Origin of the sequence: Sphingomonas pituitosa NBRC 102491 (genome assembly GCF_001598435.1) — a bacterium.
Lineage (GTDB): Bacteria > Pseudomonadota > Alphaproteobacteria > Sphingomonadales > Sphingomonadaceae > Sphingomonas > Sphingomonas pituitosa.
The window spans coordinates 199,823-219,291 of the sequence record NZ_BCYY01000001.1 but is presented as its reverse complement, the minus strand read 5'-3'; the positions used below and the strand labels follow the sequence as shown (position 1 = coordinate 219,291).

The window sequence follows — 19,469 nt, the reverse complement described above, 5'->3', positions numbered from 1 at the left end:
ATCAGCGGGCCTTGGCAGACGGGGTTGGCGCCGGGGCCGTGACGGGCGTCGACGACGGCGTGGCCACCGGGCGGGCTGCGGCCGGTTGCGCGGCGGCGTTCGGCTGCACCGTCACCGTCGCGGTACGCCCGGCGATCAGGCGGATGTCGGGCGGCACCCGGGTCAACTTCACGCGGACCGGAATGCGCTGGGCGAGGCGTACCCAGGTGAAGGTCGGGTCGACATTCGGCAGCAGGTTTCCGGCGTTGCTCCGCGTGGTGTCGTTGATGCCCGCCGCGATGCTCTCGACGACGCCCTGGAGCATGCGGGGCTCGCCCATCAGTTCCACCGTCACCGGCGCGCCGATCCGGATGCTGGGGAGCTTGGTTTCCTCGAAATAGCCCTCCACGCGAATGCTGTCCGCGTCGACCAGCGCCATCGCCTGCTGGCCCGCCGCGACATAGTCGCCTGGATGCAGATCGAGGTTGGTCACCGTGCCGTTGACCGACGCCTTCACCCGGGTGCGCGAGACGTTCAGCTCGGCGCTCTGCACCGAGGTGAGGGCCTGGGCGAGCGCCGCCTGTGCGGTGGCCACGCGCGCGACATTCTGCTCGTGCGTCTCCGCGGCGACGAGGTTGCCGAGCGCGAGATCGCGTCGCGCTTCGCGCTGCGCCTGGGTCAGCGTGGCACGGGCGCTTTCCACGCCGGCGCGGGCCTGGGCGAGCGCCAGCGAGTAGCGCGGCTGGTCAATCACGAAGAGCAGGTCGCCCGCCTTTACCTGCTGGTTGTCGTGGACCGCCACCGCCGTCACCAGGCCGCCGATGTCGGGCGTCACCCGCACCACGTCCGCCCGAACGCGGCCGTCCCGCGTCCACGGGCTGCGCGCGTAATGCTGCCACAACCACATCGCGACGAAAGCGGCGGCGACCACGATCAGGATCGTCGCGGCGCTGCGGCCAAGGGCGGGGAGGTAGCGTTTCATGGGTGGAATCCGATCGAGGGGGTGGCCCAGGCGAGCAAGCCCAGCAGGAGGATGAACAGGCAGAGATCGACCAGGGCGCGATAGGCGACGAAGCGGTAGAGGCCGAAGGCGTTGAGCAGCCGCGCGAGCGCGATGGTCAGCAGCATGGCGATCACGCCCAGCAGCAGCATCGTCGGCACATAGACGCCGTCGATGGCGACTTCCCCGGTCATACCACGGCCTCCGGCGCCGGATCGGCATTGGGGAAGAGGTTGCGGCGCAACCCCAGCAGGCCGAGCGCGCCGGTGCGACGCACGGCCGCGTCGTCGTCCCGCGCGATGGCGTGCAAAGCGTGGTCGATATGGGCGAGCAGGACGGGGTCGTCGGGCTTCTCGGCGTCCGGTTCGAGGCGGCGGTAATAGTCGCCCACGTCGCGCAACACGTCGGTGAGCGGGGCGGCACGCTCGGGCGGGAGTTCGAGGCGCAACGCCCGCAATTCGCCGATCGCGACGCCGGTGCGCAGGTCGCGCAGCGCGTCGTAGAGCGGCTTGCCCGGCGCGCGCCCGGCCAGGGCCAGGCGTGGCGCGAGCAGCGCGATCCGGTCCAGCATGCGGTTGATCCAGCCGCGGACGTCGGGCGGGGTCATCAGGTTGCTCCTTTCGGCAATATCGGCCCAGCCCGCGCGGACGGTCCGGCGAATCGCCTGTTCGATGCCTGCCGACTGCAGCAGCCGCGCCATCAGGATCGCGAAGGCCACCCCCATCAGCTGTGCGATCGCGCCGTTGACGAAGCTGGCGAAGGCACTGGTGTAGCGGGCCGAAATCAGCAGCGGACTGCCGAGACCGAGCAGGGTCGGCAGCGCCAGCCCCATCCATTTCGGCGAGTGCATCATCGCGCCGAGGATCAGCAGCGGCGGCGCCATCGCTGCGGCGAGCTGGCCGAACCCGTCGAGCCGCGGCATGATCGCATAGCCATAGATCGCGCCCAGGATCGTTGCCACCAGCGTACCCCAGAAGAAGGAGCGCAGCGGCAGCAGTGGATCGGGGGCGGCGGCGAACAAGGCGAGGAACACTCCGGCCAGCATCACTGCCGTCGAGCCGTCGGCCCAGCCGCTGGCGATCCAGATCGCCGAGCCGACCGCGAGCGTCAGAAAGGCGCCGATGGCGCCGCGCATCGCGCCCACCCAGTCGATGTGGAGCTCGCGGCCACGGCGACCTTCCAGCAGTTCGGCGACGCGAGGGCTGACCGGCCGACGGTCGAGCGTGGCGAGCTGTTCGGCGAGCTCCCGGCAGTCGCGGTGCGCGGCAATCAGGGTCGCGAGCCGCGAGAGCAGGCTGAGCAGCAGCAAATCGTGCCACGAACTGCCCTCATGAATGTCCGGCTCCAGCGCCGCGCAGCGCGCCTCCAGCGCCGCGGCCTCTGCGGCGCGCGCGTCGCGTTCCCCGTCCAGTGTCTTGAGCCAGACCTGAGTGTCGGCGAGCAGCGTCGCCACCTCGTCCGGGAGGCCGCCATGCGCCTGGAGCCCGACGGTACGATCATCGACGGCGGCGCCCAGCGGCATCAGCAGCGAAAGCTGGTCCTGCAACGCGCGGACGGTGCGTACGCGCGGGGTGGTGCGCGCGGTCTCATAGGGGAGATGGATGGAAAGCTGGTGCAGTTCAGTGATGTCGGCAGCCAGTCTCCGGCGCTCCGCATCGACACCCGGCACCGGTTCCAGCGAGAGCGAGTCATGCGACCAGCGCTCGGCGTCCTTGAGGATCGTCGAAACACGGGTGAGCAGGAAGCCCGCCACCGAGCGAGGCAGGACGATGCCGTGCACCAGGCTGCCGCACAGGATGCCCAGCGTGATCTCCTGTACGCGCAGGCTCGCCACGGTGAAGATCGAACCCGGCGCATCCACGCTGGGCAGCACGATCAGCACGGCACTGTAACCGGCCAGCACGAACATGTAGGAGCGGGGCGTGCGATCGAGCAGCGAGACGAACACGCACAGCGCCAGCCATCCCGAAATGGCGAGCACCAGCAGCTCCGGCGTGTTGATCAGCGGCGGCACCATCGCCACGGCGGCGGCCGCGCCGACGACGGTGCCGATCACGCGGAACAGCGCCTTGGAGAAGACCGCGCCTGCCAGCGGCTGCGCGACGATATAGGCGGTCAGGAACGACCAATAGGGCCGGTCCAGCCCGATCGACAGCGCGAGGTAGATGGCGAGCATGCCCGCCGCATAGGATTTCAGCGAGAAGACGGCTGCATCGATGCCCCAGCGGTCCTTCATGACTGGGGCCGCCGTTCGGCGAGGCGCGCAGCCAGATGATCCAGTACCTGCAAGGTCGTCTCCAGCGCCGCGTCGCTCACCCCATCGAGCAACTCGCTGCGCAACGTAGCAAGCCGGGTGTCGATCCGTAACGCCAGCGAAACACCGGAATGGGTGAGCCGCAGCCGGTTCGCGCGCCGATCTTGCGCGTCCACGACCCGCTGGACGAGCCCGGCATCTTCCAGCGCGTGCAGCGTGCGGACGAGCGACGCTTCGGTCACGCCGATCGCCCGGGCGAGATCGGCCTGGCGCGTCTCCTCCCCCAGCCGCTGGAGGTAGACGAGCGCCCATCCGGTCGAGTTGGAGATGTCTAGCGAGGCGAGCGTGGCATCGGCCAGCCGCTGCCATGCCCGCGATGTCGGGTTCATCCGCGTCGCAAGCGCGCGTTCCAGGGAGTGCCGATCGACCATGGTGCGTTTAGTTAGGACGCTAACTAAATCGATCAAGCCCTTCCGCTACGCCGCCCCGGAAATTTCAGCGATGTGCTGCCGCCCAGTCCTCCGCGGCCTTGAGTACCCGCAGCGCGTTGCCGCTCCAGATCTTCTCGATATCGGCATCGCTGAAGCCTTCGCGACGCAGGCGGGCGGTGATGCGGGGCAGGGCAGTGATGTCCTCCATGCCGCGAACCCCGCCGCCGCCGTCCCAGTCGGCGCCGATGCCGACATGATCGACGCCCATCACCCGAATGGCGTGCAGCAGGCTACGCGCGAACAGCTCGAAGTCGGCGGTGCCCTCCCGGGGACCGAGGGCGGCGATGTCGGCGATCAGCCGCCGCTGCTCCGCAGGCGGCAGCACCCACCATCGCCGCTGCCGCTCGCCCAGCGCCTCGCCGCCGGGAACCGATGCCGAGGGTGCGAGATACACGCTATTGATCTGCAATACGCCGCCGGCAGCCGCCAGCTTGCGCATCCGGGCGTCGTCGAGGTTCCGGGGATGATCGAAGATCGCCCTGGGGCCGGAGTGCGAGGCGAGGATGGGCGTCTTGGAGAGGGCCAGCGCCTGGTCGAACACCGCGTCGGAGGCATGGCTGACGTCGATCACCATGCCCAGCCGGTTCATCTCCACCACCCACTGTCTGCCGAGCGGGCTGAACCCGTGCCAGCGCGGCGTATCGGTGGCGCTATCGGCGAACTGGTTGTTGCGGAAATGCACCGGCCCGGCGAGACGCACGCCCAGATCGTGGAAATGGGCGAGCAGGCCGAGGTCCTCGCCCAACGGATAGCTGTTCTCGATGCTTTGGAAGACGCTCCTCCTGCCGCTGGCGGCGATGCGGCGGGCGTCATCGGGGGTGGTTGCCAGTTCCAGCTTGTCGGCATGGGCAGCGACGACGCGCTGGATCCAGGTGGCGCGGGTGAGCGCAGCGTTGCGGGCGGCCGCATAGCCTTCGCGCGTCAGCGGCCCTTGCGGCGTGTAGATCACGAAGAACCCGCCATCCAGGCCACCCTGTTCCATGCGGGGGATGTCCACCTGGCTGCCGTCGAAGGCCCGATCATGCCACCGGCTGAAGTCCCAGCCGGGGTGCTCGAACAGTTCCGGCGTGTCGAGATGGGTGTCGAGCACCAGCATCTGTTCATGGGCGAGGCGATCGGCGGGCGTGACATCCTCCACCGGTGCGATCGCGAGCAGCAGGGGCAGGGCGAGGATCGGCTTCATCGGCGAGGCTCCCGGAGGCGTTGCGTACCCCCAGCGTCGTCCGCCCGCCCCCCGGCGTCAACCAACGGCTATTTCAGCCGCAGCGGCAGCCCTGCGGCGATGAACTGCACTTCGTCCGCCGCCGCGGCGATCGCCTGGTTCAGCCGGCCCGCCTCGTCGCGGAAGCGGCGGGCTAGGGCGTTGTCCGGCACGATGCCGAGGCCGACTTCGTTGGCGACGAGGATCACGGGGCCATGCGCCTGCACCACCGCCTGTGCCAGCGCCTCGGTTTCGGCATCGAGGTCCCGCTCGGCGAACATCAGGTTGGACGTCCACAGCGTCAGGCAGTCGACCAGCAGCGCCCGATCCGGCGCGGCATGGGCGAGGATCGCGGCGGGAAGATCCAGCGGCACGTCCAGCGTCGACCAGCGCGGACCCCGATCCGCGACGTGGCGCGCGATGCGATCCTCCATCTCGGTATCGAAGGCCTGCGCAGTGGCGAGATAGAACAAGTCACCGGCATGGGACTCCGCGCGTGCCTGGGCATAGCGGCTTTTTCCCGAACGGGCACCGCCGAGGACGAGCAGGCTGGTCATCAAGATGCCTCCTGGGCGAGGGCGATCAGTGCAGGAATGTCGACATGGGTTTCGAGCTCGCCGGCAACCGCGTCGAGCGCGGCGTCGACCGCCCCGGCGTAATCGGATCCGGTGGAAGCGACGCCGATCCGGTCCAGCACGGCGCGCCGCAGGCCGGTGCTGGCGAACAGGCCGTGCAGATAGGTGCCGAGCACGCGTCCGCCAGGCGCCACTGCGCCGTCCGGGCCGGTGTTCAGCAGTGCAAAGGGCGAGGCGGTGTCGGCGCCGGTGGTGACGCCCATGTGCATCTCATACCCGCTGATCTCCGCCCCCAGCGCCATGCCCTGCGCGGGTCGCAGCGCCTTGTTGCGGGTGAGTTCGGTTTCCACGTCGAGCAGGCCCAGGCCCGCCGCGCTGCCCGGCGGACCCTCGATCCCGTGGGGATCGGCGATGGTGCGGCCGAGCATTTGGTAGCCGCCGCAAATCCCCAGGATCGCGCCGCCGCGCCGGTGATGGGCGAGCAGGTCGATGTCCCAACCCTGTTCCCGCAAGCCCGCGAGATCGGCAATCGTCGCCTTGGAACCCGGCAGGATCACCAGCGCGGCATCGCCGGGGAGCGGCTGCCCCGGCGGGATCATCGCCACCGTCACGCCGGGTTCGAGCTTCAACGGATCGAGATCGTCGAAATTGGCGATACGCGGCAGCATCGGGCAGGCGATCAGCTTGCCGCCGCCGTGCCCCGGCAGACCCCGTTCGAGCACGACCGCATCCTCGCTTGGCAGCCGCGCGGCGTCGCGGAGCCATGGGATCAGTCCATGGCCGCGCCAGCCGGAACGTTCCTCGATCTGGGCATAGCCATCGGCGAACAGCGCGGGATCGCCGCGAAACTTGTTGATGAGGAAGCCGCGGATCATTGCGGCGTCCGCCGGATCCAGCACCGCGCGGGTGCCGACCACCGCCGCAATCACGCCGCCGCGATCGATGTCGCCCACCAGGATGACGGGCACGTCCGCCGCACGCGCAAAGCCCATATTGGCGATGTCGCCCGCGCGCAGGTTGATTTCGGCCGGAGAGCCCGCGCCTTCCACCAGCACCAGGTCGCACCCGGCTCGGAGGCGGCGATAGCTCGTCATCACGTCCCCGAGCAGCGCCTTGCGGGCTTCACGGTAATTGCCTGCGTGAAGCGTGCCCCGCACCTTGCCGTGGACCACCAGTTGCGAGGTGCGATCGGCCTGCGGCTTGAGGAGCACCGGGTTCATGTCGGTGTGGGGCGCGACCCGGCAGGCGAGCGCTTGCAGTGCCTGGGCGCGGCCGATCTCGCCGCCGTTCTCGGTCACCGCCGCGTTGTTGGACATGTTCTGCGGCTTGAACGGGCGGACGTTCAGGCCGCGATTGGACAGCGCGCGGCAGAGCCCGGCGACCAGCACCGACTTGCCGACGTCCGACCCGGTCCCCTGCAGCATCAGCGCAGCCATGCGACTCCTCCCGCGATCAGCCATAGCAGCCCGCAGGCGCCGACATAGATGGCGAGCGCCTGCCGGATGTCGCGCGCGGCGGCATCGGGGCGGCCGTCGCCGATCCAGGGCTTGTCGTGCACCGCGCCGTCATAGGCGATCGGTCCGGCGAGACGCAGCCCCAGCGCACCCGCCATCGCCGCTTCGGGCCAGCCGGCATTGGGCGAGGCGTGGTTGCCGGCATCCCGCCACATCGTTCGCCAGCCACGCCCGGCCGCCAGGCACAGCAACAGGCCGGAGAGGCGAGCGGGCACCAGGTTGAGGAGATCGTCGGTGCGTGCCGCCGCCCAGCCGAACGCGCGCCAGCGTGGCTCGCGGTGCCCGATCAGGCTGTCGGCGGTATTGATCGCCTTGTACGCCCATAGTCCTGGAACGCCGCCGACCAGCAGCCAGAACAGCGGTGCGACGACGCCGTCGCAAAAGCTCTCGGCGAGGCTCTCGATGGCGGCGCGGGCCACGCCGGGCGGGTCCAGCCGCGCCGTATCCCGCCCCACGATATAGCCGACCGCCACACGCGCCGCGGCAAGATCGCCGCGGGCCAGCGCCGATGCCACGGGCCGCACATGCACGTACAGGCTGCGCTGGGCGAGCCCCGGGACGGCGGCCAGCGCCAGCACCAGCCATCCCGTTGAGGCGCGTGCAGCGACCGCTTCGATTGCGATGCCGCCGCCGATCGCGACGGACAGCAGCAGCGCCACGGTCACCACCCCGAAGATGCGGCGGCGATGCTCGGGCAGGTCGGTCCGGTTCCATCGCCGCTCGCACGCCGCGATCAGCCGCGCGAAGCCTCCGACCGGGTGGCCGATCCGGGCGTAGAGCCAGCCTGGCCAGCCGAATGCCGCCTCCAGCGCCAGCGCGGCGAGCGCCACCGGCTCAGCCATGGCGAAGCGCACGATCGAGCCGGTCGAGCACCTGCGGATCGGCGGGTACGCCGAAACGAAGCCAGCGCGGGGCATAGTCGAACGGCCGGGCAAGGATATGGGCGCGTGCCATGCGCTCGAAGATGTCCGCGGCATTCGGGTGCGCGACCAGCCGGAACAGCGGGGACGCCCCCTCGGGCGCAAGGCCGTGGCGACGCAGCAGCGCGTCAAATGCCGCCGCGCGGCGGGCCAGCGCGGCGCGGGTCGCTTCGATCCAGGCGCAGTCGCGATAGGCACGGGTGCCGATCGCCAGCGCCGTCGCGTCGATCGGCCAGTCGCCGAGCAGGGCGCGATAGCGGGTCACAAGCGCCGGGGGCGCGATCACGAAGCCCAGCCGCAGCCCGGCGAGCCCGAAGAACTTGCCGAAGGAGCGGAAGACGATCAGCCGTCGTCCATCGCCTACCAGCGGCGCGATGCTCGCCTCGGGATGGGCGTCTACAAAGGCTTCGTCGACGATCAGCCAGCCGCCGGCAGCGGTGCGTTCCGCCAGCAGCGCCGCGAGCGCCGCTCGATCGAGCAGCGTGCCGCAAGGGTTGTTGGGGTTGGCGAGCAGCAGGGCGGCATCGCCTGGCACCGGCGCGGCGGGGGACAGGGGCAGGCTGTCGGCAAAGGCTGCGCCATGCGTCCGATAGCCGGGCACGCGGTGGCAGGCGAGCCCCCCCAGCAGCGGCCCGAGCAGCCGCAGCCCCATCTCGCTGCCCGGCAGCGCGCAGACCAGCGCGGGGGACACACCGAAATGCGCCGCCGCCGCTGCTTCGAGTTGCGCCAGCGCGGCAGGATCGGGCAGCGGGCCGAGATCGGCCGTCAGCTCCGCCGGCACCGGCCAGGCGACCGGATTGATGCCGGTCGAAAGATCCAGCCACGGTCCTTCACCGAAGCGGGCGCGGGCGGCGGCGAGGTTGCCGCCATGGTGGCGCAGCGGATCGCTCATCCCAGACGCGGAGCGATCATGAGCGCCAGCAGCAGTCCGGTCTCGACCAGTTCAATTCCGGCGCCGTGCGCGTCCCCGCAGATGCCGCCGAGCAGACGGCGTACGCGCCATCCCCAGGCCGCGATCAGCGGCAGCGCCACGAGCAGTGCAGGCGCTGCCAGCAGGCCTGTGAAGGCGAGCATCACCAGCCAGACGATCAGATCCGCCGGGCGGACGGCGTTGCGGAAGCGGCTCGCCAGTCCCTCATGCAGTGGCGGCAGCCAGCGTGTCCAGACCAGCGGCCCGAAGCGTGCCGCGGCCGGTACGAACAGCACGACCCACCAGCCCGGAACGGCAAGCAGTGCGTGGAGCAGCACCAGCTTGGCGAGCAGCTGCACGCCGAGCGCCACGACGCCGAAGCTGCCGACATGCGGATCGGCAAGCACCGCCCGCAGCTGCTCGCGCCCCTTGTGCAGCGCGCCGCCTGCGTCGGCGAGGTCGGCCAGCCCGTCCAGATGCAGCGCGCCGGTGACGCCCACCCACGCCGCCAGCCCGAGCAGTGCGCCGGTCCAGGGATCGAGCAGGCTGCCCAGCCACAGGCCGAGCAGCAGGACCAGGCCCACGGCCAGTCCCGCGGCCGGGAACCAGCGCATCGAACGCGCGAAGGTCGCGTCGTCCGCCACGACCGGCGGCAGCGGCAGGCGCGTCAGGAACTGGAGGGCGAGGAGCAGTTCTTTCATGTCAAAAGTCCGATGATCTGGCCGACGCGCGGGGTGCCGGGCCAGATGCGTACGCTGAGCAGCGCGGCGTGGGGCAAGGCGATGTTCCAGAGTTGGGGGAAATCGATGGCGCACAGGCTGGCGAGCGCCGCCCGCATCGCACCGGCATGGGTGAGGACCAGGGTAGGGCGGTCGACGGCGTCCAGCGCGGCCGTCACCCGGGCAACCAGCGCTGGCCAGGCTTCGCCACCGGGGGGGACGTGGCGGGCAGGATCCGCCTGGAATGCGGCGAGCGCGTCCGCGTCGATTGCATCCATCGCCATGCCGTCCCAGCTGCCTAAATCGAGCTCGCGCCAGCGCGCGTCCTCGTCCACGGGGAGCGCGAGCCTCTCTGCGATCTGCCGCGCCGGCGCGCGCGCGCGGACCAGGTCCGAGCTGCGTACCGCCTCGACCGCCAGTCCGGCGCTGCGCGCGACGCACGCCGCCACGCCGCTCGCCAGCGGCTGCGCATCGGTGCGACCGATCAGTCGGCCCTCGGCTTCGGTGACGCCGTGGCGGAGCAGGTGCAGGACGATTCCGCTCATGCGCTGCCGGCGACACCCGCTTCGGCAAAGGTCGCCATGCCGTTGTGCGCGGCGAGCGCCGAGCGGATCACCGCCGCCGCCACCGCCGCCCCGCTGCCTTCGCCCAAGCGCATGCCAAGCCGCAGCAGCGGCTCCAGCCCCAGCCGCGCGAGCAGGCGGGCATGGCCCGGTTCGACCGAGCAATGGCCGGCGATGCAATGGTCGACGATCCCCGGCGCCGCTGCCGCCAGCGGTGCGATCGCAGCGCAGCAGATGAAGCCGTCGAGCAGGACCGGAACCCCGGCGTGGCGCGCCGCGAGAACGGCGCCGGCGATCGCCGCCAGCTCGCGTCCGCCGACCCGCCGGAGCGTCTCGAACGGAGTCATCGGCGCCGACGCATGCAGCGCGATGGCCCGTTCGATCACCGTGCCCTTGTGGCTGACGCCGTGAGGGTCGAGCCCGGTGCCGGGTCCAACCCAGTCGGCGGCGCTTCCGCCGAAGCTGCGCAGGCACAGCGCCGCCGCCGCCGTGGAGTTGGCAATTCCCATCTCGCCGAGCAGCAGCAGGTGCGTATCCGGCGTCACGGCCGCGGCGCCCCGCATCAGTGCGGAGAGGCATGTTTCCGCTTCCATCGCGGGGCCGGTGGTGAAATCATCGGTCGGCCGCTCCAGATCGAGCGCGACCACCTCGAGCGGCATGCCGATCGCATCGGTCAGGGCATTGATCGCCGCGCCGCCGGCGGCGAAATTGGCGACCATCTGCGCCGTCACTTCCGGCGGAAAGGCACTGACGCCCTGCGCGGCGACGCCGTGGTTGCCCGCGAAGATGACCGCCCGTGCGGCCGCGAGCGACGGACGCGCGCTGCCCTGCCAGCTCGCCAGGAAGATCGCGAGGTCTTCCAGCCGCCCCAGCGACCCCGGCGGCTTGGTGAGCTGCTGCTGCCGCACCCGCGCGGCCTCGGCGGCTGCCGGGTCGGCGGCAGGCAATGCGGCAAGGGCGCGATCGAACGCTGCCACGCTCGAAAGATCGATCATGCCCCGGCTTTCCGGCCGCTGAAAGGAAGAATGAAATGCACGTCTGGTTGCTCCGCGGTCCCGCAATGACAATCGGCCCGGACGCGCGATTGCACGCCCGGCCCGCTTTCCTGTCGCTCGAACGGACGATACCGCACCATGGCCGCACCCTGGACCTGGTGTGAGCGACCCCGTGCCGGCAGGTCTCCTGGCTTGCGGGTCGCCGCGATCCGGACGCCTTCTCGGGATCGCTCCCAATGGCGCTTGTCCGGCCGCTCTCCGCATACAGTTGCAGGGGCAGCTGCGGCATGGGACGCGCAAGCGCCCGCACCGCATTCCCTTTTCGCCCGCGAACGGGCACCGGCATGGGTTTGAAGGTGAACCTTCGCGCCCGCTCTAGCGTCGGCGGCGGCGGTACGCCAGAGCCGCCGCGGCTTATTGGTAGAGCTGGGCGGTGCGCGGCAGCAGCTGGTCGATGCGGACGATCAGGTCGAACAGCGGCTGGATCGCCGTGCCGCCCTCGCCGAGCTCCTGTACCGCGCGCAGCTGATAGGTGGCCGAAACCACCGCGCGCGTGGTGCCGGCGATATCGGGTGCGCGGACCATCATCGATTCGTTCCGGTTTACCCGCACCAGCAGCCAGGCCAGCTTGTGTGCCGCGTCGATCAGCTGGATGCGCTCGGCGGTGAGGAACGCCCAGCTTCCCGTCGCTTCGATCACGGCTGCGGAAAGGCCGTCGAGCGCCGCGAGCAGGTGGCGGGGGCCGAAGGCTGCATCCCCCGGCGCGGGCGCGAGGTCCTGCGCCAGGCCGTCGAGCTGGATGGCTGCCAGCGTGCCGCGATTCGCACGCGAGCGTCCGGGCAGAACGGAACGATTGAGGCGCGGCATCTGCATGGTAACTCCCCCACGATATGCTGCCTTGTACCGTGCGCGTACCGCACCGGCCGTGACGCCCGTCACGCCGCGCGCGGCGGCGATGCCGTTGACCCTCCGGATCGTCGTCCCTAGGTTTCCGTGCGATGTATGCCGGTGAACCCACGCTTAGCCTTCCCACGATCGTACTGGTCGAGGACGATCCCCAGCTGCGCACGCTGACTGCCCGCGCGCTCCAGGAAAACGGCTATACGGTGCGTCCCGCTTCTTCTGCCCCGGAGATGTGGCTGGCGCTGGAACAGGGCCCTGTCGACCTCGTGCTGCTCGACGTGATGCTGCCCGGTACCAGTGGCATCGACCTCTGCCGCGCCATCCGGCAGAAGAGCTCGGTGCCGATCATCTTCATCTCGGCCAAGGGCAGCGAGACCGATCGAGTCGTCGGCCTCGAACTGGGCGCCGACGACTATCTCCCCAAGCCGTTCGGCACGCGCGAGCTGGTCGCGCGGGTGCGCGCGGTGCTCCGCCGCGGCGCCGGCGAACGCGATACCGCCGAGCGCCCCAAGGGCGAAATCCAGTTCGACGGCTGGACGGTCAATCTCCCGCGTCGCGAGCTGCTGTCGCCGACCGGCGCGGTGGTCGACCTCACCGGGGCGGAGTTCGACCTGCTGGTCACGCTGTGCGACCATTCGGGGCGGGTAATCTCGCGCGAGCGGCTGATCGAACTGTCGCGGACGCGGCTGGGGGACAGTTCGGATCGCAGTATCGACGTGCTGGTCAGCCGGCTGCGGCGCAAGCTCTCCGATGCGGGCCATCAGGCGCCGATCGTGACGGTGCGCGGCATCGGCTACACGCTCAACGTGCCCGTGACGCGCAGTTGAGGGCGTTTCTGAAGCGTCCCTCCGGGCTGATCGGGCAGGTCTTCGCGATCCTGCTGCTGACCATCCTGATTGAATTCGCCGTGTCGACCCTGCTCTACGAGCGCGCCAGCCAGTTCGCCGTGCGCGACGACGAGGCGCGGCGGCTGGCCGAGCATCTGGTGATCGCGCGCAAGCTGCTCGCCGAACAGCCGCCTGCGCGCCGCGAGGATCTCGCGCTGGAGTTCACGACCTCGCGCTATGAAGTGCGCTGGATGGCCCAGCTGCCCAACGGCCTGCGCGAGCAGCCCGATCTGGACCGCCTGTACGAGCAGGTGGTGCTGTGGGAGCCGACGCTCGCGTCCGACGGACTGCGCCTTCGGCTGACCTCGCAGGGGAGCAAGGCGCTGATCCTCGGTGCGGTGCCGATGCCCGACGGCAGCTGGATGTATTTCCGAACGCGCGAGCATGTTCACGCAGCGGATCTGGGCCTCTCCCGCATCCTGCTCGCACTGGCGCCCGCGCTCGCGCTCATCCTCATCAGCGGGATCCTGCTGCGGCGGATGCTGCTGCCGATGCGCCGGCTCGCGATTGCCGCCGATCGCTTCGGTACGGGCGGCATCCTGGAGGTGGAGGAAGCGGGCCCGAAGGAACTGCGCCGGGTCATCAGTGCCTTCAACCGGATGCAGTCGCGTATCCAGCGGCTCATCGCCGACCGTACCCAGGCGCTTGCCGCCGTCGGCCACGACATGCGCACGCCGCTTGCCAGACTGCGTCTCCGCGCCGATGCCATCGCCGATCCGGAGGTCCACGCCGCGGTGGAAACCGACATCACCGAGATGGAAGCGATGATTTCCTCGCTGCTCGCATTCCTGGGCGGGGAAGGGGACAAGGAGATGCCGGCGCGCGTCGACCTTGCCGTGCTGTGCGCCACCATCGCCGACGACAACGCCGATCACGGCCGCGACGTCGAATATGACGGCCCGGACCATTTCGAGCATGTTCTGCGGCCGCTGATGCTCAAGCGCGCGCTCAACAACCTCGTCGACAATGCGGTCCATTATGCCGGCCAGTGCTGCATTCGGCTCGTGCCCGAGGGCGATGCCGTCGCCATTCGGGTGGAGGACAAGGGGCCGGGCATTCCCGAGGAGGACCTGCAGCGGGTGATGCAGCCCTTCGTCCGGCTGGACGACGCACGCTCGCGCGACACGGTGGGATTCGGGCTGGGCCTGTCGATCGTCGCACGCGCGGCGGAGGCGGAGGGCGGCAGCTTCCGGCTCGCCAATCGCGAGGGCGGGGGCCTGTGCGCCGAAATCCTCCTGCCGATGGGCGATACAGCGGCTTAGCAACGTTTTCTTACGAATGCGCCGCGATGCAGCAATTGCCGGTCCGTAGTTTGCGATCCTGAAGAGATGCCCGCGCCGCGGGTCTGTTACAGGAGCAAGCCGTGAACGAAGTGATCGGACGCGTCGTCGATTTCGAGAAGCAGGTCTTCCCGAACCAGCACGCCCTTTATTCCAAGCTCGCCGCGGATGGGCAGAGCCCGAAGGCGCTGATGATCTCGTGCGCCGATTCGCGCGTGGTGCCCGAGCACATCATCCAGGCGAACCCGGGAGACCTGTTCGTCTGCCGCAACGCCGGCAACATCGTGCCGCCCTTCGCCACGCAGAATGGCGGCGTGTCGTCGACGGTGGAATATGCCGTGGCGGCGCTTGGCGTGCGCGACATCATCGTCTGCGGTCATTCGGACTGCGGCGCGATGAAGGCGCTGATGAACCCGGAAATGCTCGAAGGCATGCCGAACGTCACTGCCTGGCTGCGCCACAGCCACGCCGCCAAGTGCGTCGTCGACGGAGGCTATGACAATCTGCAAGGCGCCGATGCGGTGCGCACCGCCGCGCTCGAGAACGTCGTCGTCCAGCTCGCCCATCTGCGCACCCATCCGTCGGTCGCGGCGGGTATCGCCCGCGGCGAGATCGCGCTGCACGGCTGGTTCGTCGATATCGGCGCCGGCATGGTGCTCGGCCTCGACGGCGAGAGCGGTCGCTTCGTGCCGATCCGCGAGGATCGCCCGATGCCGGTGGCGCTGCCGCACGGCCAGCGGCTTGCGCGCGACATCGAATATGCGGAGGCCGCCGAATGAGCACGGTCGCTGAAGCACCGAAGCCCAAGAGCTTCGTGCGCGACTTCACGGCGTCGATCGTCGTGTTCCTCGTGGCGATGCCGCTCTGCATGGGCATCGCCATCGCCTCGGGCGTTCCGCCCGAAAAGGGCCTGGTCACCGGCATCATCGGCGGCCTGGTCGTCGGCCTGCTCGCCGGTTCGCCGCTCCAGGTGAGCGGCCCGGCGGCGGGTCTTGCCGTCATCGTGTTCGAGCTGGTCCGTGAGCAGGGCCTGTCGGCGCTTGGCCCCATCCTGATGCTCGCCGGCGCCATCCAGGTGGTCGCGGGCGTGCTGCGGGTCGGCGGCTGGTTCCGTGCGATTTCCCCGGCGGTCGTCCACGGCATGCTCGCCGGCATCGGCATCCTGATCGTGGTCGGCCAGTATCACGTGCTGTTCGACGCCAAGCCGCTGTCGAGCGGTCTTGCCAACGTCGCGGCCATGCCGGGCCGCCTGTTTGGCCTTTCGACCGACCTCGCCGCCGCCGAAATGGCGCTGGGTCTCGGCCTGCTGACCATCGCGACGATGCTCGGCTGGGACAAGTTCAAGCCCGCTGCGGTGAAGCTCGTCCCCGGCGCGCTGGTCGGCGTGGTCGCGGCAACGCTGGTGGCGTTCAGCCTCGGGCTCGACGTGACCCGCGTGACCGTCCCCTCGAACATCGTCTCGGCGATCGCGCTGCCGGAGAACGGCTTCTTCGCCAAGTGGATGGACCCGGGCGTGATCACCGCAGCGATCGCACTCGCCTTCATCGCCAGCGCCGAGACGCTGCTGTCGGCCGCCGCGGTCGACCGCATGCACGACGGCGTTCGCACCAACTACAACAAGGAACTGCGCGCGCAGGGCATCGGCAACCTGCTGTGCGGCGTCGCCGGTGCGCTGCCGATGACGGGCGTGATCGTCCGAAGCTCGGCCAACGTCCAGGCTGGTGCGCAGACCCGCTGGTCCGCTGTCCTGCACGGCGCCTGGATCCTCGGCTTCGTGGCACTGCTGCCCTGGCTGCTGCGCGAGATCCCGATGGCGGCGCTGGGTGCGGTGCTGGTCGTTACCGGCGCCAAGCTGGTCAACCTCAAGCATGTCCGCCACCTGTTTGCCCATTACGGCGTGCTTCCGGCGGCGATCTGGGCCGTCACCTGCGCGCTGGTGGTGACCCAGGACCTGCTGACCGGCGTTCTCGTCGGCATCGCGCTTTCGCTGCTCGAACTCGTGCCGAACCTCCGTCGCCTCGGCCTCAAGGTCGATCAGCAGGAGGAAGCCGGTGCGCACCGCATCGCGCTGGCAGGTTCGGCTACGTTCATCACGCTGCCGAAGCTTTCGGATCGGCTGGAGTCGGTGCCGGGCGGCAAGTCGGTGCTGCTCGACGTCTCCCGCCTGGACGCGGTCGACCACAGCTGCGCCGAACTGCTGAAGGACTGGCTGCAGCGTCGTCGCGCAGGCGGTTCGCCGGTTGAGCTTCAGGGCGCCAGCGGCAAGACCGCGGTCCTAGCCGGCTGAACGGGCACACCCCGAAGACCTGGGGCGGCTTTCCTTGCGGAAGCCGCCCCATTTTTTTGCTCAGATTTCCAGCTGGCTGCCCAGTTCGACCACGCGGTTGGTGGGAAGCTTGAAGAACTCCATCGCGCTTTCGGCATTCCGCACCATCCAGGCGAACAGCTTCTCCCGCCAGATCGCCATGCCCGGTCGCGACGAGGGCAGCAGCGTCTGCCGCGCGAGGAAATAGCTCGTTTCCATCGGCCGGAACGGCGCGCCGCAGTCCTGGATCGCGGCGAGCGCGGCGGGCACATCGACTTCGTCCATGAAGCCATAGTGAAGCACCACGCGGAAGAAGCCGTCGCCCAGCGGCTCCATCGTGGTGCATTCGGTACCGCGGACATGCGGGACCTGCTCGATCGCGACGGTCAGCAACACGATCCGCTCGTGCAGCACCTTGTTGTGCTTGAGGTTGTGGAGCAGTGCCGGGGGAATGCTGTCCGGCGTGGAGGTAAGGAACACCGCGGTGCCCTTCACCCGCGTTGCCGACTGCGCGGCGGAGCGGATGAACAAGGCGATCGGCATCGCGCCTTCCTGCAACCGTGCCAGCACCAGCCGGCGCCCGCGCGACCAGGTGGTCAGCAGCACGAACGCCACGGCGGCGACCAGCAGCGGGAACCAGCCGCCATCGGGGATCTTGGTGAGGTTCGACGCGAAATAGGCGCCGTCGATCAGCAGGAAGATGCCGGTGACGGAGCCTGCGAGCAGCGGATGCCATTTCCACACCGCGAAGGTCAGCACGCCCAGCATGCAGGCGGTGATGAACATCGTGCCCGTCACCGCGATGCCATAGGCCGAGGCGAGGTTGCTCGAGCTGCGGAAGCCCAGCGCCAGCAGCACCACCATCACCAGCAGGCCCCAGTTGACCAGCGGAACATAGATCTGCCCCGCCGCCTTGGCGCTGGTGTGGAGAATGCGCAGGCGTGGCAGGAAGCCGAGCTGCACCGCCTGTTGCGAGACCGAGAAGGCGCCCGAGATCACCGCCTGGCTGGCGATCACCGTCGCCATGGTGGCGAGGATGACAAGCGGCAGGCGGCCCCATTCGGGTGCCATCAGGAAGAACGGGTTCTCGATCATCGCCGGGTTGCGCAGGATCGCCGCCGACTGTCCCAGATAATTGAGCATCAGGCAGGGGAATGCGATGTAGAGCCACGACACCATGATCGCGCGGCGCCCGAAATGGCCCATGTCCGCGTAGAGCGCCTCCGCGCCGGTGACGGCGAGCACCACCGAGCCGAGCGCCAGGAAGGCGAGGCCGGGATCGAGCAGGAAGAATTTCAGGGCGTACCAGGGATTGAGCGCCCAGAGGATTTCGGGCGCGGCGACGATCCCGCCGATGCCAAGCACCGCGATCACGGCGAAATAGACCAGCATCACCGGCCCGAACAGCTTGCCGACTGCCGCCGTCCCGCGCGACTGGATGGCGAACAGCGCGACCAGGATAGCGACCGTCACCGGCAGCACCAGCGGCGCGAAGCCCTGCTCGACGGTCGTCAGTCCCTCGACCGCGGACAGCACCGATACCGCCGGCGTGATGATCGCATCGCCATAGAAGAGCGCCGTGGCGATCACGCCGGTCATGGTGATTGCCACCCGCCAGCGCGTGTTGCCCATCACCCGGGTGATCAGCGCCAGCAGCGCCAGGCTGCCGCCTTCGCCGCGATTGTCCGCGCGCAGGATCAGCGCGACATATTTGACGGTGACGATCGAGGTCATCGTCCAGAAGATCAGCGAGAGCACCCCGTAAATGTGCGCCGGATCCAGGGCCAGCTGGTGGTGGCCGATGAAGCTTTCCTTGAGCGAATAGAGCGGCGAGGTGCCTATGTCGCCGAACACGACGCCGATCGCGCCGATCGCCAGCGCGGCGAACCGCTCTTCATGCGCATGCGCGGGGACATCCCCGTCGCTCGCCAACTGCTCCACTACAGGTCTCCGTCCCGACCGATTCGGGGTGCCACGCGGTACGCCTGCGTATTTCCGCATGCCAGTGGCTTCGGTGCAGGGCGGCAGGCCGGTTTGGCGATTTCAGGACAGGTGTGGCGCAGTTGCTCGCGCACGAAAGAAAAGGGCCGCACCGATCGCTCGGTACGGCCCCTGCCTTTTGGTCGGAGTCGGTCGACTCAGCCCTGCGCGTCTTCCGCGGCGGGGGCTTCGGTCGCGATCTCGCCCGGCTCGGCGTTGGGATCGTACTCCTCGGTGAAGCCGGTCTCTTCGCGCTCGAACATCGCCGTCATGACGTCGACGCCCTGCGCCTGCATCTCGGCTTCTTCCGGCGAACGTGCGACGTTGACCTTGACGGTCACCGCGACTTCCGGGTGCAGCGCGACGCGGACTTCGTACACGCCGATCGCCTTGATCGGACGGTCGAGAACGACCTGCGCCTTGTTGACCTTGTGGCCTTCGGCGGTCAGCACGTCGACCAGGTCGCGCACCGCGACCGAGCCGTACAGCTGGCCGACGTTCGACGCCTGGCGGATCAGGGTGACCGAAACGCCCTCGAGCGTCTTCGATTCCTTCTCGGCCTCGACGCGACGGGTCGCGTTCTCGGACTCGATGCGCTCGCGATTGGCTTCGAAGACCTTGCGGTTGGCTTCGTTGGCGCGCAGCGCCTTCTTGCGCGGCAGGAGGAAGTTACGGGCAAAGCCGTCCTTCACCTTCACCACGTCGCCGATGTGGCCGAGCTTCTCGACGCGCTCCAGCAGAATGACTTCCATGGATCCGCTCCTTACTTGACGATGTAGGGCAGCAGGCCCAGGTGACGGGCGCGCTTGATGGCCTGGGCCAGCTCGCGCTGCTTCTTCGCGCTCACCGAAGTGATGCGCGAGGGGACGATCTTGCCGCGCTCGGAGACGAAGCCCTGCAGCAGCCGGACGTCCTTATAGTCGATCCGGGGGGCGTCCTTCGCGGAGAACGGGCAGCTCTTGCGGCGGCGGAAAAAGGGTCGTGCCATGGTCT

20 protein-coding genes and 1 riboswitch are annotated in these 19,469 nt (G+C 69.3%); of the genes, 4 read left to right on the top strand and 16 right to left on the bottom strand.

Annotated elements, in window-relative coordinates; genetic code table 11:
- Nucleotide 1: 1 nt before the first annotated feature.
- From SPI01S_RS01035 to SPI01S_RS00975, 13 genes are all read right to left on the bottom strand, one after another.
- Entirely contained in the window at nt 2–961 is a 960-nt protein-coding gene (locus SPI01S_RS01035) for an efflux RND transporter periplasmic adaptor subunit (protein WP_066716804.1), read from the bottom strand.
- On the bottom strand, nt 958–1,173 hold the full coding sequence (locus SPI01S_RS01030; RefSeq protein WP_066716802.1) for a DUF1656 domain-containing protein: 216 nt from the start codon (nt 1,171–1,173) through the stop codon (nt 958–960). Before SPI01S_RS01030 ends, SPI01S_RS01035 begins: the two co-directional genes overlap by 4 nt.
- Complete coding sequence (locus SPI01S_RS01025; protein ID WP_066716800.1) at nt 1,170–3,215, bottom strand: FUSC family protein; 2,046 nt, start codon at nt 3,213–3,215, stop codon at nt 1,170–1,172. The genes SPI01S_RS01030 and SPI01S_RS01025 overlap by 4 nt, the downstream gene beginning before the upstream one ends.
- Nucleotides 3,212–3,622, bottom strand: coding sequence for a MarR family transcriptional regulator (locus tag SPI01S_RS01020; protein ID WP_084253226.1), 411 nt, complete (start codon nt 3,620–3,622; stop codon nt 3,212–3,214). The genes SPI01S_RS01025 and SPI01S_RS01020 overlap by 4 nt, the downstream gene beginning before the upstream one ends.
- 106 nt (nt 3,623–3,728) lie before the next feature.
- Entirely contained in the window at nt 3,729–4,907 is a 1,179-nt protein-coding gene (locus tag SPI01S_RS01015; protein WP_066716780.1) for a dipeptidase, read from the bottom strand.
- 68 nt (nt 4,908–4,975) lie between these two features.
- Nucleotides 4,976–5,482 (bottom strand): bifunctional adenosylcobinamide kinase/adenosylcobinamide-phosphate guanylyltransferase, encoded by a 507-nt coding sequence (cobU, locus tag SPI01S_RS01010; protein WP_066716779.1) that lies wholly within the window; start codon nt 5,480–5,482, stop codon nt 4,976–4,978.
- The gene (locus tag SPI01S_RS01005) at nt 5,482–6,936 is read right to left on the bottom strand and encodes a cobyric acid synthase (protein ID WP_066716776.1); all 1,455 of its coding nucleotides are present in this window, start codon (nt 6,934–6,936) and stop codon (nt 5,482–5,484) included. The genes cobU and SPI01S_RS01005 overlap by 1 nt, the downstream gene beginning before the upstream one ends.
- On the bottom strand, nt 6,924–7,856 hold the full coding sequence (gene cbiB, locus SPI01S_RS01000) for an adenosylcobinamide-phosphate synthase CbiB (RefSeq protein WP_066717618.1): 933 nt from the start codon (nt 7,854–7,856) through the stop codon (nt 6,924–6,926). Before cbiB ends, SPI01S_RS01005 begins: the two co-directional genes overlap by 13 nt.
- Nucleotides 7,849–8,826, bottom strand: a complete 978-nt coding sequence (locus tag SPI01S_RS00995; RefSeq protein ID WP_066716774.1) for an aminotransferase class I/II-fold pyridoxal phosphate-dependent enzyme — start codon at nt 8,824–8,826, stop codon at nt 7,849–7,851. Before SPI01S_RS00995 ends, cbiB begins: the two co-directional genes overlap by 8 nt.
- Complete coding sequence (locus tag SPI01S_RS00990) at nt 8,823–9,545, bottom strand: adenosylcobinamide-GDP ribazoletransferase (protein WP_066716767.1); 723 nt, start codon at nt 9,543–9,545, stop codon at nt 8,823–8,825. Before SPI01S_RS00990 ends, SPI01S_RS00995 begins: the two co-directional genes overlap by 4 nt.
- Entirely contained in the window at nt 9,542–10,108 is a 567-nt protein-coding gene (locus tag SPI01S_RS00985) for a histidine phosphatase family protein (RefSeq protein WP_066716764.1), read from the bottom strand. The genes SPI01S_RS00990 and SPI01S_RS00985 overlap by 4 nt, the downstream gene beginning before the upstream one ends.
- Nucleotides 10,105–11,121 carry a nicotinate-nucleotide--dimethylbenzimidazole phosphoribosyltransferase gene (gene cobT / locus SPI01S_RS00980; protein WP_066716762.1) on the bottom strand — a complete coding sequence of 339 codons (1,017 nt, stop codon included), beginning with the start codon at nt 11,119–11,121 and terminating at the stop codon, nt 10,105–10,107. The genes SPI01S_RS00985 and cobT overlap by 4 nt, the downstream gene beginning before the upstream one ends.
- Before the next feature lie 160 nt (nt 11,122–11,281).
- A riboswitch (cobalamin riboswitch) is annotated at nt 11,282–11,480 on the bottom strand.
- Nucleotides 11,481–11,535: 55 nt separating this feature from the next.
- On the bottom strand, nt 11,536–11,994 hold the full coding sequence (locus SPI01S_RS00975) for a hypothetical protein (protein WP_157084505.1): 459 nt from the start codon (nt 11,992–11,994) through the stop codon (nt 11,536–11,538).
- A 125-nt stretch (nt 11,995–12,119) separates the two neighbouring features.
- Here SPI01S_RS00975 and SPI01S_RS00970 point away from each other — a divergent pair, with 125 nt between their 5' ends.
- From SPI01S_RS00970 to SPI01S_RS00955, 4 genes are all read left to right on the top strand, one after another.
- The gene (locus SPI01S_RS00970) at nt 12,120–12,851 is read left to right on the top strand and encodes a response regulator transcription factor (RefSeq protein ID WP_066716757.1); all 732 of its coding nucleotides are present in this window, start codon (nt 12,120–12,122) and stop codon (nt 12,849–12,851) included.
- Nucleotides 12,848–14,173: an ATP-binding protein gene (locus SPI01S_RS00965; protein ID WP_066716752.1), complete on the top strand. Its 1,326-nt coding sequence runs from the start codon at nt 12,848–12,850 to the stop codon at nt 14,171–14,173. The genes SPI01S_RS00970 and SPI01S_RS00965 overlap by 4 nt, the downstream gene beginning before the upstream one ends.
- Before the next feature lie 101 nt (nt 14,174–14,274).
- A complete protein-coding gene (locus SPI01S_RS00960; protein WP_066716751.1) occupies nt 14,275–14,970 on the top strand; it encodes a carbonic anhydrase in 696 nt (231 codons plus the stop codon).
- On the top strand, nt 14,967–16,478 hold the full coding sequence (locus tag SPI01S_RS00955; RefSeq protein WP_066716743.1) for a SulP family inorganic anion transporter: 1,512 nt from the start codon (nt 14,967–14,969) through the stop codon (nt 16,476–16,478). The genes SPI01S_RS00960 and SPI01S_RS00955 overlap by 4 nt, the downstream gene beginning before the upstream one ends.
- Before the next feature lie 60 nt (nt 16,479–16,538).
- On the opposite strand, the gene SPI01S_RS00950 is transcribed toward SPI01S_RS00955, so the two are convergent.
- The 3 genes from SPI01S_RS00950 to rpsR all read right to left on the bottom strand — a co-directional run bounded on the left by SPI01S_RS00950 (nt 16,539) and on the right by rpsR (nt 19,464).
- The gene (locus SPI01S_RS00950) at nt 16,539–18,497 is read right to left on the bottom strand and encodes a potassium transporter Kup (protein ID WP_373278288.1); all 1,959 of its coding nucleotides are present in this window, start codon (nt 18,495–18,497) and stop codon (nt 16,539–16,541) included.
- A 137-nt stretch (nt 18,498–18,634) separates the two neighbouring features.
- Complete coding sequence (rplI, locus tag SPI01S_RS00945) at nt 18,635–19,228, bottom strand: 50S ribosomal protein L9 (protein WP_066716740.1); 594 nt, start codon at nt 19,226–19,228, stop codon at nt 18,635–18,637.
- 11 nt (nt 19,229–19,239) lie between these two features.
- Nucleotides 19,240–19,464 carry a 30S ribosomal protein S18 gene (gene rpsR, locus SPI01S_RS00940; RefSeq protein ID WP_010543816.1) on the bottom strand — a complete coding sequence of 75 codons (225 nt, stop codon included), beginning with the start codon at nt 19,462–19,464 and terminating at the stop codon, nt 19,240–19,242.
- Nucleotides 19,465–19,469: the final 5 nt, after the last annotated feature.

What these genes read in the sequence shown, in the direction of transcription:
- SPI01S_RS01035 (WP_066716804.1), bottom strand. Translation starts at nt 961, where the DNA reads ATGAAACGCTACCTCCCCGCCCTTGGCCGCAGCGCCGCGACGATCCTG.
- SPI01S_RS01030 (WP_066716802.1), bottom strand. Translation starts at nt 1,173, where the DNA reads ATGACCGGGGAAGTCGCCATCGACGGCGTCTATGTGCCGACGATGCTG.
- SPI01S_RS01025 (WP_066716800.1), bottom strand. Translation starts at nt 3,215, where the DNA reads ATGAAGGACCGCTGGGGCATCGATGCAGCCGTCTTCTCGCTGAAATCC.
- SPI01S_RS01020 (WP_084253226.1), bottom strand. Translation starts at nt 3,622, where the DNA reads ATGAACCCGACATCGCGGGCATGGCAGCGGCTGGCCGATGCCACGCTC.
- SPI01S_RS01015 (WP_066716780.1), bottom strand. Translation starts at nt 4,907, where the DNA reads ATGAAGCCGATCCTCGCCCTGCCCCTGCTGCTCGCGATCGCACCGGTG.
- cobU (WP_066716779.1), bottom strand. Translation starts at nt 5,482, where the DNA reads ATGACCAGCCTGCTCGTCCTCGGCGGTGCCCGTTCGGGAAAAAGCCGC.
- SPI01S_RS01005 (WP_066716776.1), bottom strand. Translation starts at nt 6,936, where the DNA reads ATGGCTGCGCTGATGCTGCAGGGGACCGGGTCGGACGTCGGCAAGTCG.
- cbiB (WP_066717618.1), bottom strand. Translation starts at nt 7,856, where the DNA reads ATGGCTGAGCCGGTGGCGCTCGCCGCGCTGGCGCTGGAGGCGGCATTC.
- SPI01S_RS00995 (WP_066716774.1), bottom strand. Translation starts at nt 8,826, where the DNA reads ATGAGCGATCCGCTGCGCCACCATGGCGGCAACCTCGCCGCCGCCCGC.
- SPI01S_RS00990 (WP_066716767.1), bottom strand. Translation starts at nt 9,545, where the DNA reads ATGAAAGAACTGCTCCTCGCCCTCCAGTTCCTGACGCGCCTGCCGCTG.
- SPI01S_RS00985 (WP_066716764.1), bottom strand. Translation starts at nt 10,108, where the DNA reads ATGAGCGGAATCGTCCTGCACCTGCTCCGCCACGGCGTCACCGAAGCC.
- cobT (WP_066716762.1), bottom strand. Translation starts at nt 11,121, where the DNA reads ATGATCGATCTTTCGAGCGTGGCAGCGTTCGATCGCGCCCTTGCCGCA.
- SPI01S_RS00975 (WP_157084505.1), bottom strand. Translation starts at nt 11,994, where the DNA reads ATGCAGATGCCGCGCCTCAATCGTTCCGTTCTGCCCGGACGCTCGCGT.
- SPI01S_RS00970 (WP_066716757.1), top strand. Translation starts at nt 12,120, where the DNA reads ATGTATGCCGGTGAACCCACGCTTAGCCTTCCCACGATCGTACTGGTC.
- SPI01S_RS00955 (WP_066716743.1), top strand. Translation starts at nt 14,967, where the DNA reads ATGAGCACGGTCGCTGAAGCACCGAAGCCCAAGAGCTTCGTGCGCGAC.
- SPI01S_RS00950 (WP_373278288.1), bottom strand. Translation starts at nt 18,497, where the DNA reads ATGCGGAAATACGCAGGCGTACCGCGTGGCACCCCGAATCGGTCGGGA.
- rplI (WP_066716740.1), bottom strand. Translation starts at nt 19,228, where the DNA reads ATGGAAGTCATTCTGCTGGAGCGCGTCGAGAAGCTCGGCCACATCGGC.
- rpsR (WP_010543816.1), bottom strand. Translation starts at nt 19,464, where the DNA reads ATGGCACGACCCTTTTTCCGCCGCCGCAAGAGCTGCCCGTTCTCCGCG.